Genomic DNA, 12,379 nt, shown 5'->3' with positions numbered 1-12,379 from the left:
AAGTCGCTATAATTATTCAAAAAAAAAGGCCCCTGCATTTGGGGCCTTTAGATCATTTGATTTTTGTTTAAAATCAGTATCTACGATCACGACCGCCTTTAAAACCGCCGCCGCTTCTTTTATTCTCTTGTTTGGCTTCATTGACTGTTAAATTTCTGCCATCCAACTCTTTACCATTTAAGGTGTTGATTACATGGGTTAGATCTTCATTCTCACCAACTTCAACAAAAGCAAAGCCTCTTGATCTGCCAGTTTCCCTGTCAGTGATTACTTTTGCTGAAACCACACTGATTTCTAAAGATTCAATAAAAGATTGTAGCTCAGCTTCATTAACATTATAACTACAATTACCCACAAATATTTTTTTACTCATTTGTTTTCTACTTTCCTGTGACTTTAAAAAAAGTCTTCAATTTAAATTAACCTTAGCTTTTTAAGCTTGGATGAATGATCTGATAATGGACTGAAATCTAATAAAAGAACGCTCACGGCCGAGCTGATAAAAACTAACTAATATTCGCTTTACACTGGCTGCAAACATTATGCAAGGATTATATTTATCTCAAAACCACCCTACCAGGGAATTAAAGAACCATCCCAAGAAAAAAATGACCCCGTCTCATTTGGACTCAAACCCTCAATAATCTTTAAAATATGGTCCCCTGTCTGCTGTGGCTGGTGAATGATATACTTTTTTGCAGCATTTTTAATAAAGGGCTTTGATAGGTCTGTTTCGGTAGTACCGGGATGAATGGCCACAACGATGCTGTCTTGATGTCGCCTTTTAAACTCAATAGATATATTTTTTATGGCCATATTTAATGCTGTTTTAGATAGCCTGTAGGAATACCATCCGCCTAAACGGTTATCGGATATGCTTCCCACTTTTGCTGAAACTGCAATAAGTTTAGGCTGTTCACTTTTAAAGAGTAGAGACTTTAAGTGTTTTGCTAAGAGTAAGGTTGGTACGGTATTGTGAAGATAGGCCTGCATCAATGAGGCTTGACTTAGATCTTCTATTTTTCTTTCTGGAAAAGTCGTGCCATCATCCAAGATTCCTATACAGTTGATACATAGATCTATCCTCTCCGAATTTGATGCCACATTCTCGTATAATTGCCGATAATCACTCTCCTGTATTGCATCAAAAACAATGCACTTTAGCTGTTTACTGTGTTGTTGAGCTAAGGTTAAGAGTTCTTTTGACCTTTCTTCAGATCTATAGCTGGCATAAATCCTGAAATTGGCTTTATCTTTAATTAAATTTTTAACAATACCTAAGCCTATTCCCCGGTTTGCCCCTAAGACCAAAACAACTCGATTATTTTTCTTCATTGCGTCACCCTATCCAAAAAATTTTCAGCTTCATTAAAAATTTTTTCTTTTCTGTCGACCTTCATCTTATCCAGTATTCTTGTCATCATGCTCAACCTTGGGTTTTGAGAAAAGTAATCTTTGTGTTTAGCAATAAACCGCCAATAAAGCCCGTCAACAATATCACACCAATCGCCTTTTTTATAATGGCTCATTTTTAACCAGTAATTTGAAGAGCATATATACGGTTTGGTCGCAAAAATTCCACCATCACTAAACAATGCCATGCCATAAACATTGGGCCCCATAACCCAATCTGAACTATCGATAAACATTTCCATAAACCATTGATGCGCTTGCTTTGGCTCAATTTCACATAAGACCATCATGTTACCTAAAATCATCAAACGCTCTATATGATGATTATAGCCAGTTTTTTGGGCTTTATTAATGGCATCATCTAAAATAGGGACGCCCGTTGTACCTTCATACCAAACATCCTTTAGCTTTCTCTGATGTTGCCAATGGTTGGTTTCATCCTGTTTTTCTGAGAAATTTTGATAGATGCCTCTAACAAACTCTCGCCAACCAATGACTTGTCGTATAAAACCCTCAATTGAGTTCAATGGGGTCCCTTTGTCTTGATAATGATCTAGAACCTTATCCACCAGTTCATTGGGTGTGATTAAGCCTAGATTAAGCCCCGGTGAGAGTACTGAATGAAAAAGAAAATCTCCTTTATCTGAGATTGCATCTTGATATTGACCAAAATCCTTCAGCTTATGGTCTAAAAAATAGTTCAAGCAGATTTCGTAATGCTTTTTATTTGTTCCATACTCAAAACCTTCAGACAAGGACCCAGGGTGGCTTTTAAATCTTTCCTTAACTAAGGCAATCACATTCTCTAAATGTTTTGATTTTTCTATATTGGGAAAGGGTTTAGGAAGCTTCACCTCTTTGCCAATTTTTTTTCTATTGTCTTCATCATAGCTCCACTGTCCCCCTTCTGGCTTCTGATTTTTATCCAGTAAGACATTTAAATCTTTGCGTTGCACTTGATAAAACGTTTTCATGAAGGGGTTTTTATGTTCTTGAAGATAAGTCTTAAACTTATCTCTTGAGCATGAAAACATGGGTGAAGGTATCTGTGTCCATTGAATATTATTTTCATGACAGAATTGTGTTATTCTTTTTTCAAAAAACTTATCTTCAATTTCAAAACTAATAATTTCTTTTAACTTGGGAAAAGTTTCCTTTAATCGATCTTCATAACTTTGCGTCCCATCATTTAAACTTTGATAGTTCACTTGATACCCTAGGTCTGTTAAATAATCGCAATAGTCACGCATCGCTGTGAGAAACAAGATCAATTTTTTTTTGTGGTGCTTAACATAAGTACATAAGCCATAGTCTTCTGCCATATAAAATGGACAGTTTTGGTACTTCTCCAGATATTGCTTTGGAAACAATTGATTCCCTAAAATCACAAATACTTTGTCCATATTGAAACGACAACCTCACCTTAAATTTTAAAAAAATACTTATTTGTTATATATCATTGATATGAAGACGCTTAAAGCTAAAGAAAAAGATTTAGGAGATGGTTTTAAAGTCCGTAGAGCCTTACCTTCTTCAAACAAACAAATGATTGGCCCTTTTATTTTCTGGGATCATATGGGCCCAGCAGACTTAAAAACAGGACAAGAAATGCTTGTTCGTCAACATCCTCATATTGGCATTTCTACTCTGACCTATTTGTTTTCAGGTAGTATTTTGCATCGAGACTCCTTAAATAATGAGTGTTTAATTAAGCCTGGTGAAGTCAACTGGATGACAGCTGGTCGAGGTATTACGCACAGTGAACGATCACAAAAACCCGGTATTCTAGAAGGTATTCAACTTTGGGTGGCTCTGCCAAAAGAAGATGAACATACTTCTGCAAGCTTTGAACATTATGACGCAGCTGAACTACCAAAATTTGAGCGCAATGCTATACAACACACTCTGGTTGCTGGAGACTATGAGTCTCACCATTCTCCAGTTCACACCTTTTCTCCATTATTTTATCTTCAAGCGCATTGTATCAAAGATACCCAGACCCGTTATTCATTTGATCCTGAACACGAATCGGCCCTTTATATTACTGAAGGGCATCTCACCATTGATGATATAAAACTTGGTATGGGTGACTTGGCATTTTTTGCACCCGGGGAGCAGATCAATTTAAAAGCTCAAGCCAACTCTAACTTTATGTTATTTGGTGGCAAAGCTTTTCCTGAGCCAAGATATATTTGGTGGAACTTTGTTGCCAGTGAGCAAGACATGATAGAACAAGCAAAGCAGCGCTGGCAAAACGATGCTTTTGATAAAACCTTCAACGAACCAGAAGAGCTTCGCATTCCTTTACCAACAGAAAAATAAACAGATTTAAACGATTTATCTTTTTCTTTTTCTTAGAGGCTTTTTATTGAACTTGCTGCTTTTGGGACCGCGTTTAAACTTACTTTTTCTATTATAAGATCTTTTTGGTTTTTCTTGAGCAAATGTTAGCGTTTGCATATTTTTTAACTCTTCAAATTCAGCAAACTTATATTGAAAGCTTTGCTGAAACATCAATGCAATGAGATCTTCTGATTTAAAATTTGAAAACAATTGCTGAAAATTTGAGAAAAGTTTTTTATTTTCATCTATAAAAGGATTGGTCTGAGAATCTTTTAAGTAGGTTTCAATATTCTGCAATGTTTTTTTAAAGTATTCTTGCTTTAACAGTTCTGTATTAGGAATATCTTTAAGCTCAATTTTATTTTTTGTCATTTTTTCAATGCGCTTGAACTGCCGGGTATCTCTAAAATCAACAATGGTATAAGCAATTCCGGTTTGACCAGCACGTCCAGTTCTGCCAATTCTATGGGTATAAATCTCAGCATCTTGAGGCAAACCATAGTTAAAAACATGACTAATGCTGTTAATGTCTATGCCTCTTGCTGCAACATCTGTACAAACCAGTAAGCCTTGTTTTTTTCTTTTAAAACTTTGCATAGAGCGTTGACGTTCTTCCTGGCTTTGATCACCGTTGAGAATATCCACTTTATAGCCAAAAGTTTTTAACTTTTCTCCAACGTCACGTGTCTCTATTTTTTTATTACAAAAAACAATACCATAGACTTCATCCAGCTGAATTAATATGCGTAAAAGCGCATCCAAAAAATACTTCTGCTCGCAAATAAAGGCTTGTTGTTTAATGTTGTTATAATCTTCTTGTTTTTTTTCTACGTTGACTCGTTCATAGGCCTTGAAGGTTTTATCGATCAGCTTTAAAATACCTTTTGGCATAGTTGCAGAAAACATGACCAACTGACGTTGTTCATTAAACTGTTGCAAAATTTCTTCGATATCATCAAAAAAGCCCATATTCAGCATTTCATCGGCTTCATCTAAAACACAATGACTGGCATTGTCTAAAACCAAAACACCTCTATTAATTAAATCTTTGATTCTTCCTGGTGTTCCTACAACAATACTGGGCTTTTCTTTTTTCAAAGTTTGAATTTGTTTTTTATAGGGAGACCCACCATAGACACAACAAGTTTTAACATTTAAATGTTTGGCAAACTTAACTGTCTCTTTTTCCACTTGTTGAGCCAACTCTCTAGTGGGTGCAAGAACCAGCGCTTGGACATGTTGGTTTTTTATATTTATTTTTTGCAAAATAGGTAGCATAAATGCTGCTGTTTTACCGGTTCCTGTTTGTGCTTGTCCTATAAAATCTTTTTGACTGTCCTGCAAAAGCATGGGAATGGCTTTTTCTTGAATTTCTGTTGGCTTGACGTAGCCCAAACCTTCAATGGCTTGAATAAGCTTTTTTGACAAGCCAAGATCACTAAATGATGTTATATTTTTCACAATATTCTGTTACCTTAAAATTTATATTTGAATAACGGATGAACTGTTCATTGAACTCTATAGACGAGACAAACAAAGTCTAAAAACAAAAACCGAGCTATTTCCTTAAAATGTATTCCTAACTTAATTAATTTCCAAGCTTCTATAGCATGCATCTTACAATTAAAGCAAGCTCCGTTTTCATGCCTATTCTACACTCAAGATGAAGTCTACAAATCCTTTTCTCTGTCCATTCACTTGAATCTCAATCTTATGCTTTCCCGAATAATGTCTTCGGGTTGTAACCAATTTAAAAGTATGCTTTTTAGCCAATGCAAGCCTTTGATCTTTGGCCAATTGAAGTTGCTTAAGTTTAAAAACTTTGGGAGAAAGCTCTCCATTTTTTTTCATGTAATACAAGACATAATCAACCATCAGTGCCTGTTGAGTGTTGCTTTCATTAATCAGTTCAAAGCTTATAACCAGACTCTCACCTTCTCTGATTTTCTTTTTTGATAGATTTAATTTATTAAGTTTGATTTTTGCTTTTGGATCAAAGCCTAATATTTTCAAAGCCCTTGGATTACCCTGCTTAATAAGATTTCTCAAAGCATTTTTTACTAAAACTTTTCTGTAATCTTTATTTAAAGGCCACTTCTCAACTGTATCTAAGAGCAGTTGTGAATCCAAAGCCGCAATATCGTTTAAATGATTGGCCACACTTTTTCTGACATAAAGTGATGCATCATCTTTAAGTAAAGAAATAAGCCTTATATTTTTTTTTAAATTTTTCTTAATATGTGAAATCTTCATTCCCCAGGGAAGATTAGGCCTTAAACCTTCACTGACCCAACGTCTCACATGTTCATTTGGATCATGTACCCATTGTTTAAATAAACCATAAACTTTATCTGGATAGTGCTCTAAGAAAGGTCTTACACCAAATTCACTGGTAAACTGCTGTGTGATGACATACAAAGCATGCATCGAGCTTTCAAAGTCATCCATACCATAGCATTCTATAAAATAAGTGTATGGCCATAATAAAAAACCCTCTACGCCTGAAGGATTTTTATCTGACTTAACACTTTTTAACAATGCCGTAAGTTTTTGCTTGTAGTTGCCAGGCAAACAATCTTCTAAAGCTTGTGCTATTTGCACAACACGTTGCTTCATTTCTAATTGCTCCAGATTGGACATGGATTTATTGATAAAACTTTTTTTCTTAAAACCTTGCTCAATGCTATAAATAGCGTGTGCAAGGTCTGCTATACTGTTTGAGTTATATATATTTTTAAAGGGCTCCATAATTTTTTCTGTTTTTATATACGCCAGTTTTGTTTATTTTAGCAAGACTTGTTCCTTCTTATGATCAATGGTAAAAAAGCGCTTATGACTCAGGATGAATATTATCTCAATATAGCTCTGGCAGTTAAAGCCAAAGCCAACTGTAAAGGCAGTCAAGTGGGTGCAGTTTTAGTTGTAGACAATCGAATCATCTCAACTGGTTATAATGGGACAGCTGAAGGCACTCTAAACTGTTTGGATGGTGGTTGTGTACGTTGCAATAAAAGAGGGGCTTACCCTTCTGGAACAGCTTATGATATTTGTATATGTGTTCATGCTGAGCAAAATGCTATTTTAAGTGCTGCACGTTTTGGTATCAAAACAGAAAACAGCACCATGTACACCACCATGCAACCTTGCTTTAATTGTAGCAAAGCCATGCTGCAGGCAAAAATCTCTAAAATCATCTACATTGAAGCCTGGTCTATTCAAGACACTTGGAAAGCGCAAGATCCAGATTTACATGCGCAATACTTACAGCTGCTCAATCGCTTTGAACACGGTGTTCATCAAATTAATTTTTCACCTCTTTCATCATGAAGCAAAAAACCTATGATTTCTTAATTGTAGGTCAGGGGCTAGCAGGGAGCATCTTAGCGCACACCCTGATTCAAGAAGGTTATACACTTAAAATCATTGACCATGAACACAGAGGTTCTTCTTCAATTGTTTCAGCGGGCATCATCAATCCCTTTACTGGACCAAGATTAAAACTAACGGATAATTTTTTTGAAAAATTTTTAAAGGCAAAAAATTTTTACCAAGCAATAGAAAAAAAATTAAATACTCGTTTATTTCATCCTATCATACAACACCGGTTTTTATCTTCCTCAGAGCAATATGACTATTATTTAAAAAGACAACTACAGTTTCCTCAGTCTTTTCAATTTCATACAAAAGATAAGATTTATATTCACGATACTGCAAGTGTAAATGTAAGAAATTTTTTAAAGCTAAGTAAAAATTATTTCAAAAAAAATTCTGATTTTGAAAGTGCACAATTTGACTACACGCAACTTCAATTCAAAAAAAATAACCTTATCTACAAAAACAGTTCATTTTATCAACTCATTTTTTGTGAAGGCTACCAAAATATATACAATCCATTTTTTCAACATGATCTTTTTCAGCTTTCAAAAGGCAGTATCATGAATGTTGAAATACAAGGTTTAGAAAAATCTTTCTATAACTGGGGGCACTGGTTAGTACCTAACTTTAACATTGATCAGCACTTTTATTTAGGTGCAAGTTATCACTGGGGTATTCAATATCAAGCGAATACAGAAAAAGAGTATGCCTTGTTCACTTCTAAAGCCCCGCTCCCAATCAGCAAAAAAGTCTTTACGTTAAAAAATCATTATACGGGCATTAGGCCAACAACTGTCAACAGACAAGTACTGATTCAAACTTCTCCTCAAGATTCAAGACTTTGGCTATTCAATGGCTTTGGCAGTAAAGGTTGCTTGGAAATTCCTCATCATGCACATAGTTTCATCAACTCTTTAAATAAAACAAGGCGCTCTTAAAATGTCACTAACCCAAATGTGTCATCAAGAAATTATTAAACATCAAAAAATTTTCTTGTACAGTATTGATGCGACGTGCGGTAATGGGCATGACACAGCTTTTTTATTGAAAAATACTCAAGCACAAGGGCATGTCTTTGCCTTTGACGTCCAACAACAAGCAATATTAACAACACAAAAAAAATGTGCTCACGACTTAAACAAAAAACAGCTCAGTTTTTTTCAAGCTTCACATTCAAAAATGACTGCCTTCATTCCTAAACGCTTTTACAAAAAAATAGATCTTATTATGTTTAATTTAGGTTACCTACCTGGAAGCCAAAATAAAACTATTTGCACCCAAGAAAAAACTACTCTACTGGCATTGGATCAATGTTCACAATTACTCAAGCCAGGTGGTATAGTTTCAGTTTTAGCGTATCCAGGACATAGACAAGGGAAAGAGGAAAAAGAAAGCATAGAGAGCTGGATCAATCAGCAAACACTCTATATTTATACTGAGCATCACGATATAAAGAAAAACAACGCTCCTATTCTCTGGCTATTACACCTAAAAAAATAGCCCCTATCATGAGCTTTATTGCTCTGTATACTGTATCCTTTGATTACAGTTACGGCTTTTGCATAGAAACTTATAAAACTCTAGTAAGCTCCCTTCTATTTGATAAAACTCTTCTTTGTGCGACCATGGTCCCGTATGACCGGAGTGCTGTGAATAATGTCCGCCAGCTACCTGTGCATTGAGTGTTGCGTAATCTATGTTTGAACCAGGAAGGTTTTGTTTTCTATCTAGAGTTAATTTTGGAAACTTTTTTTCATCCTTTAAGCTTGGTTTTATCCAACCGGTTTCTGTGAATGCATAGACTCCTTTAATAAAGCTAAACCTTTGAGTTATTTTTAGTTCATCCAATATTAAACGGCTGGCTTTATGATGGGCATGTGTATGTTCATCTAAACTCATAGCAATCACATAGCTTGGCTGATATTGGCTCAATAAAGATACTAATTTTTTTTGTATCATTTTTTTTTGCCAGATATTTTTTTCTAAAAACAGTTTACCTTCTCTTATGGGCAAGCCATCTTTATTGCGTAAGGGAGTGTCTTTTTGCTCTAATAAAAAGTAATCTTTAATACCATAGTTGGTGGCAACTTGTTCAAGATCATGTTCACGCACTTCTTTAAGCTTAGAAGCATCAATACTTTTAGCCATCCACTGCCCTTGAGCATCTAATGTTAAACGTTTTCCACCTTCGCCCGAAGTAATATACATTGCATAGACAGGTATGTTCAAACGTTTCAATTCTAATAACAGGCCGCCCAACATTGTTTCATCATCTGGATGCGCCAAAACCAAAAAAACGCTATCTTGCTTCTTCAAGTCATGATTAATTGTCTCAATATTTCTTGAACATGCAGTAAATAAAAAGCTTCCAAGAAATGCTATTAACGCTATTTTTTTTATTTTCAAGAAATTTACTCTGGAAAAGGACATACGTTTAACCCCTTCTTCAGTTTTGGTCGCTCTGACAATTCATTAAACCAAGAGCTAATATATTTATATTCATTAAGGTTTAAATGTTCTTGAGCTTCATAAAATTGATCTAAAGCTTTAAGCCACGGATAAATTGAAAAATCTGCAATACTTATATTATCATTCGCAATATAAGAATGACTGCTAAGCTGTTTATCTATAACAGATAATAAACGTTTCACTTCCTTACTGTAGCGTTCAACTGGATAAGGATGATTACATTGATCTTTTGCATATTTATAAAAATGTCCAAACTGACCAAACATAGGGCCAACACCCGCCATCTGAAAAAACAACCACTGCATTACTTCAAACCTGGCTTGTGTTTCTTTGGGTAAAAACATCCCTGTTTTTTCTGCTAAATACTGTAAAATTGCTCCAGATTCCATCAATGTTATTTTTTTGCCTTCAGGGCCTGCTGGGTCTATCAATGCTGGAATTTTTGAATTGGGATTTATTTGTTTATACTCATCGGTAAACTGTTCATTCTTTAATATATTAATCGTATGCGCTTCATAGTCCAAACCCATTTCCTCAAGACAAATGGATACTTTTTGTCCATTGGGTGTGGCCAGTGAATAAAGCTGTAATGTGTTTTTCATTGATAACCTTTTTAGTTATTGGTGTTAATAAGACAATCCCCACTTAAAGATAGTACTCACCAAAACAGTTTGTCAACCGTCCAATTATAATTCAGCATAAAGATCTATTTGATTTGCATTGGGGTCCAATAGGCATGCATAACGTTGACCCCAAAAAGCGTCCCAAGGCTCTTTGATCGCTGTGCCTCCATGTTCAATTAAATCAAAGAAAATTTGATCAACGTTTTTTGGATTTTTTTGTTCAAAACATAAGCTTATATTTTGATTATGCTGTCTTTGCCAGGAAGGATAAAGTTTCTTTATTAAATCTTCTGAATCCAACATAATTTTAAAATCTTTATCATTAAATGTTTCGTAGTGGTCTGGCCCCCCCATTTGTTTAAATGCTAAACCCAAACACTGATAAAATTTGATTGTTTGTTCTATATTTTTACAGACCATTCCAATTGCGCTAACCATGCTGTCCTTTCATACTTTAATATCCTGTTACTTATGACAAACCAAGCATACCAAATTTTTTTAAAGTTACTTGCTCATTGCCTTATACAACAGCATCTCCCAAAACTGTTCTCTATCTGCTGAAGAATCTTTAGACACCCGTTCAAATTGAGCATGTTTATTTTGCATACTTGGTGACAGACTGAGACCCCATAAACTTTGTGTTGATCGTGGAGACATGGCATAACGAATATCTTGAATCATATAAGGGTTTTTATCTGTCCAAGCTAAGTAATCATTGGTGAACCATCGAAAGCGCTCTATATCTTGGTCTTGTGTACTACCCCGCTCAAGCCATGGCAAATCTTCATACTTTTGAAGCTTCTTAATTTTTTCACCTGAAAACATGTGTTGTGTAAAACCCGCTCTAACTGCATCAACATAGTAATGGCCGTTATGCTCATATACTGTTCTCCATAATAATAAATTGGCAAAAGAAGGACTAACCATAATTTTCTCAGCGCTATGTTGCCGTTCTATTATCTTACTTTGCACATAGCCCTTGACTCTTTGCCCCTGAACTAAACCAAAACCAAGATAAGCCAGGCTATAAAGACACGCCCACTGCGCATAGACTTTTTTCTTTTTTATCAGTGTCATCGCCATTAAGAACAACAAGGGTAAGGTAAATAAAGGGTCAATAATAGAAACATTATTCCATGCTATTCGCTGGTATGAAAATGGCCAAAACAATAAGGTGCCATAAGTTGTACAGGCATCAAGAAGACCATGCGTTGCCCAACCAACTGTACAAAAAAGATAGATCTGCCAAAAACTTAATTTCTTTTTTAAAAAAACACTTGCTATCAAGGCACAAAGTAACCCGCCCAGAGGAATAAAAAGCAAGGAATGGGTAAATTGGCGGTGATACTCCAAGCCCAAAAGTGGATCTTCAGCCGACCTTATTAAAACATCTAAGTCAGGGGCCATTGCAGATAAAAACCCTAGAATTGTCGCTGTTTTAAAATTAACTTTTTGTTTTACAGTGCTCTGGCTAAAACTTGCCCCAAAAACACCCTGAGAAATTGGATCCATGCTTAAGACATATCAATTTTCAAATAAAAACTCCCTCAATTCATTTTAAAATCATATTATTTTTCGCAAAAGCATCTTTACAAGCAAGTCATCTATTGTTAGATATTGCTAGCATGCATATCGGTATACGATTTTTATTTATTGGCTTTTTTGTGTTTTTCCTTACAAACACTGTCATGGCTAAATCTAAAACAGACCATCTTAAAACTTTACTGATTAAAAACACACTAGGTGACATAGAAGTGAGTCTTAGTCAAAAACCAAAGCAAACATCTGAAGCATTCATCAAACTGGTTGAGTCTGGAGCATTTGCATTAGGACGATCTTTTCAAGACAGTAGCGCTTCATTGAGTGAGTTTTTTATTGGTGTCGAAGGGAATTTAGAAGAACTCAATGCAAACACTGTGCGGTACAAAAATTATGCACCAAAAGACACTTTAGGTCTTCCTGTTACTGGCCACCTTACCAAAGATAAGAAGCTTGTTAAAAAAAATTACAGGTTGAATAAAAAGCTTACAAATAAAAATCAAATGCTCAAATGCATACCCAGTAAAGATAAGCCATGTGTAGATAAAGACTACAGTGTCAAAATCATCAGCATGTCAATAAAACCATAGCACTATAAACTAAAAAGAGAGGAAAAA

General features: G+C 35.2%; 14 protein-coding genes. 5 read left to right on the top strand and 9 right to left on the bottom strand.

What is annotated here, in order from left to right:
* Positions 1 to 73: 73 nt before the first annotated feature.
* From MRY82_05425 to MRY82_05415, 3 genes are all read right to left on the bottom strand, one after another.
* Positions 74 to 373, bottom strand: a complete 300-nt coding sequence (locus MRY82_05425; protein MCI5072366.1) for an RNA-binding protein — start codon at positions 371 to 373, stop codon at positions 74 to 76.
* Positions 374 to 573: 200 nt separating this feature from the next.
* Complete coding sequence (locus tag MRY82_05420) at positions 574 to 1,335, bottom strand: SDR family NAD(P)-dependent oxidoreductase (protein MCI5072365.1); 762 nt, start codon at positions 1,333 to 1,335, stop codon at positions 574 to 576.
* A complete protein-coding gene (locus MRY82_05415) occupies positions 1,332 to 2,816 on the bottom strand; it encodes a cryptochrome/photolyase family protein (protein ID MCI5072364.1) in 1,485 nt (494 codons plus the stop codon). Before MRY82_05415 ends, MRY82_05420 begins: the two co-directional genes overlap by 4 nt.
* A 61-nt stretch (positions 2,817 to 2,877) precedes the next feature.
* Here MRY82_05415 and MRY82_05410 point away from each other — a divergent pair, with 61 nt between their 5' ends.
* Positions 2,878 to 3,735 (top strand): pirin family protein, encoded by an 858-nt coding sequence (locus MRY82_05410; protein ID MCI5072363.1) that lies wholly within the window; start codon positions 2,878 to 2,880, stop codon positions 3,733 to 3,735.
* Between the two features lie 15 nt (positions 3,736 to 3,750).
* On the opposite strand, the gene MRY82_05405 is transcribed toward MRY82_05410, so the two are convergent.
* Complete coding sequence (locus MRY82_05405) at positions 3,751 to 5,217, bottom strand: DEAD/DEAH box helicase (GenBank protein ID MCI5072362.1); 1,467 nt, start codon at positions 5,215 to 5,217, stop codon at positions 3,751 to 3,753.
* A gap of 186 nt (positions 5,218 to 5,403) precedes the next feature.
* The gene (locus MRY82_05400) at positions 5,404 to 6,504 is read right to left on the bottom strand and encodes a DNA alkylation repair protein (protein ID MCI5072361.1); all 1,101 of its coding nucleotides are present in this window, start codon (positions 6,502 to 6,504) and stop codon (positions 5,404 to 5,406) included.
* 60 nt (positions 6,505 to 6,564) lie between these two features.
* Here MRY82_05400 and MRY82_05395 point away from each other — a divergent pair, with 60 nt between their 5' ends.
* The 3 genes from MRY82_05395 to MRY82_05385 are packed head-to-tail and all read left to right on the top strand — an operon-like array spanning position 6,565 to position 8,631.
* A complete protein-coding gene (locus tag MRY82_05395) occupies positions 6,565 to 7,083 on the top strand; it encodes a dCMP deaminase family protein (protein MCI5072360.1) in 519 nt (172 codons plus the stop codon).
* Positions 7,080 to 8,069, top strand: coding sequence for a hypothetical protein (locus MRY82_05390; GenBank protein MCI5072359.1), 990 nt, complete (start codon positions 7,080 to 7,082; stop codon positions 8,067 to 8,069). Before MRY82_05395 ends, MRY82_05390 begins: the two co-directional genes overlap by 4 nt.
* A 1-nt stretch (position 8,070) precedes the next feature.
* The gene (locus tag MRY82_05385; protein ID MCI5072358.1) at positions 8,071 to 8,631 is read left to right on the top strand and encodes a class I SAM-dependent methyltransferase; all 561 of its coding nucleotides are present in this window, start codon (positions 8,071 to 8,073) and stop codon (positions 8,629 to 8,631) included.
* Between the two features lie 15 nt (positions 8,632 to 8,646).
* On the opposite strand, the gene MRY82_05380 is transcribed toward MRY82_05385, so the two are convergent.
* The 4 genes from MRY82_05380 to MRY82_05365 all read right to left on the bottom strand — a co-directional run bounded on the left by MRY82_05380 (position 8,647) and on the right by MRY82_05365 (position 11,735).
* A complete protein-coding gene (locus MRY82_05380) occupies positions 8,647 to 9,561 on the bottom strand; it encodes a PIG-L family deacetylase (GenBank protein MCI5072357.1) in 915 nt (304 codons plus the stop codon).
* Positions 9,543 to 10,202: a glutathione S-transferase N-terminal domain-containing protein gene (locus tag MRY82_05375; protein ID MCI5072356.1), complete on the bottom strand. Its 660-nt coding sequence runs from the start codon at positions 10,200 to 10,202 to the stop codon at positions 9,543 to 9,545. Before MRY82_05375 ends, MRY82_05380 begins: the two co-directional genes overlap by 19 nt.
* 84 nt (positions 10,203 to 10,286) lie before the next feature.
* The gene (locus MRY82_05370) at positions 10,287 to 10,661 is read right to left on the bottom strand and encodes a glyoxalase (GenBank protein ID MCI5072355.1); all 375 of its coding nucleotides are present in this window, start codon (positions 10,659 to 10,661) and stop codon (positions 10,287 to 10,289) included.
* A gap of 66 nt (positions 10,662 to 10,727) precedes the next feature.
* Entirely contained in the window at positions 10,728 to 11,735 is a 1,008-nt protein-coding gene (locus tag MRY82_05365; protein MCI5072354.1) for a metal-dependent hydrolase, read from the bottom strand.
* Positions 11,736 to 11,911: 176 nt separating this feature from the next.
* Between MRY82_05365 and MRY82_05360 the strand changes: the two genes are divergently transcribed.
* Entirely contained in the window at positions 11,912 to 12,352 is a 441-nt protein-coding gene (locus MRY82_05360; protein ID MCI5072353.1) for a hypothetical protein, read from the top strand.
* The last annotated feature ends 27 nt before the right edge of the window (positions 12,353 to 12,379 follow it).

Source organism: bacterium (assembly GCA_022763185.1).
Classification (GTDB): domain Bacteria; phylum Bdellovibrionota_G; class JALEGL01; order JALEGL01; family JALEGL01; genus JALEGL01.
Note: the sequence above shows the minus strand (reverse complement) of the source record. Positions and strands in the feature narration are given on the sequence as shown.

Coding starts and splice junctions, on each gene's coding strand:
- MRY82_05365 (MCI5072354.1), bottom strand. CDS start 11,735: ATGGATCCAATTTCTCAGGGTGTTTTTGGGGCAAGTTTTAGCCAGAGC.
- MRY82_05385 (MCI5072358.1), top strand. CDS start 8,071: ATGTCACTAACCCAAATGTGTCATCAAGAAATTATTAAACATCAAAAA.
- MRY82_05425 (MCI5072366.1), bottom strand. CDS start 373: ATGAGTAAAAAAATATTTGTGGGTAATTGTAGTTATAATGTTAATGAA.
- MRY82_05420 (MCI5072365.1), bottom strand. CDS start 1,335: ATGAAGAAAAATAATCGAGTTGTTTTGGTCTTAGGGGCAAACCGGGGA.
- MRY82_05380 (MCI5072357.1), bottom strand. CDS start 9,561: ATGTCCTTTTCCAGAGTAAATTTCTTGAAAATAAAAAAAATAGCGTTA.
- MRY82_05375 (MCI5072356.1), bottom strand. CDS start 10,202: ATGAAAAACACATTACAGCTTTATTCACTGGCCACACCCAATGGACAA.
- MRY82_05415 (MCI5072364.1), bottom strand. CDS start 2,816: ATGGACAAAGTATTTGTGATTTTAGGGAATCAATTGTTTCCAAAGCAA.
- MRY82_05370 (MCI5072355.1), bottom strand. CDS start 10,661: ATGGTTAGCGCAATTGGAATGGTCTGTAAAAATATAGAACAAACAATC.
- MRY82_05400 (MCI5072361.1), bottom strand. CDS start 6,504: ATGGAGCCCTTTAAAAATATATATAACTCAAACAGTATAGCAGACCTT.
- MRY82_05410 (MCI5072363.1), top strand. CDS start 2,878: ATGAAGACGCTTAAAGCTAAAGAAAAAGATTTAGGAGATGGTTTTAAA.
- MRY82_05395 (MCI5072360.1), top strand. CDS start 6,565: ATGATCAATGGTAAAAAAGCGCTTATGACTCAGGATGAATATTATCTC.
- MRY82_05360 (MCI5072353.1), top strand. CDS start 11,912: ATGGCTAAATCTAAAACAGACCATCTTAAAACTTTACTGATTAAAAAC.
- MRY82_05390 (MCI5072359.1), top strand. CDS start 7,080: ATGAAGCAAAAAACCTATGATTTCTTAATTGTAGGTCAGGGGCTAGCA.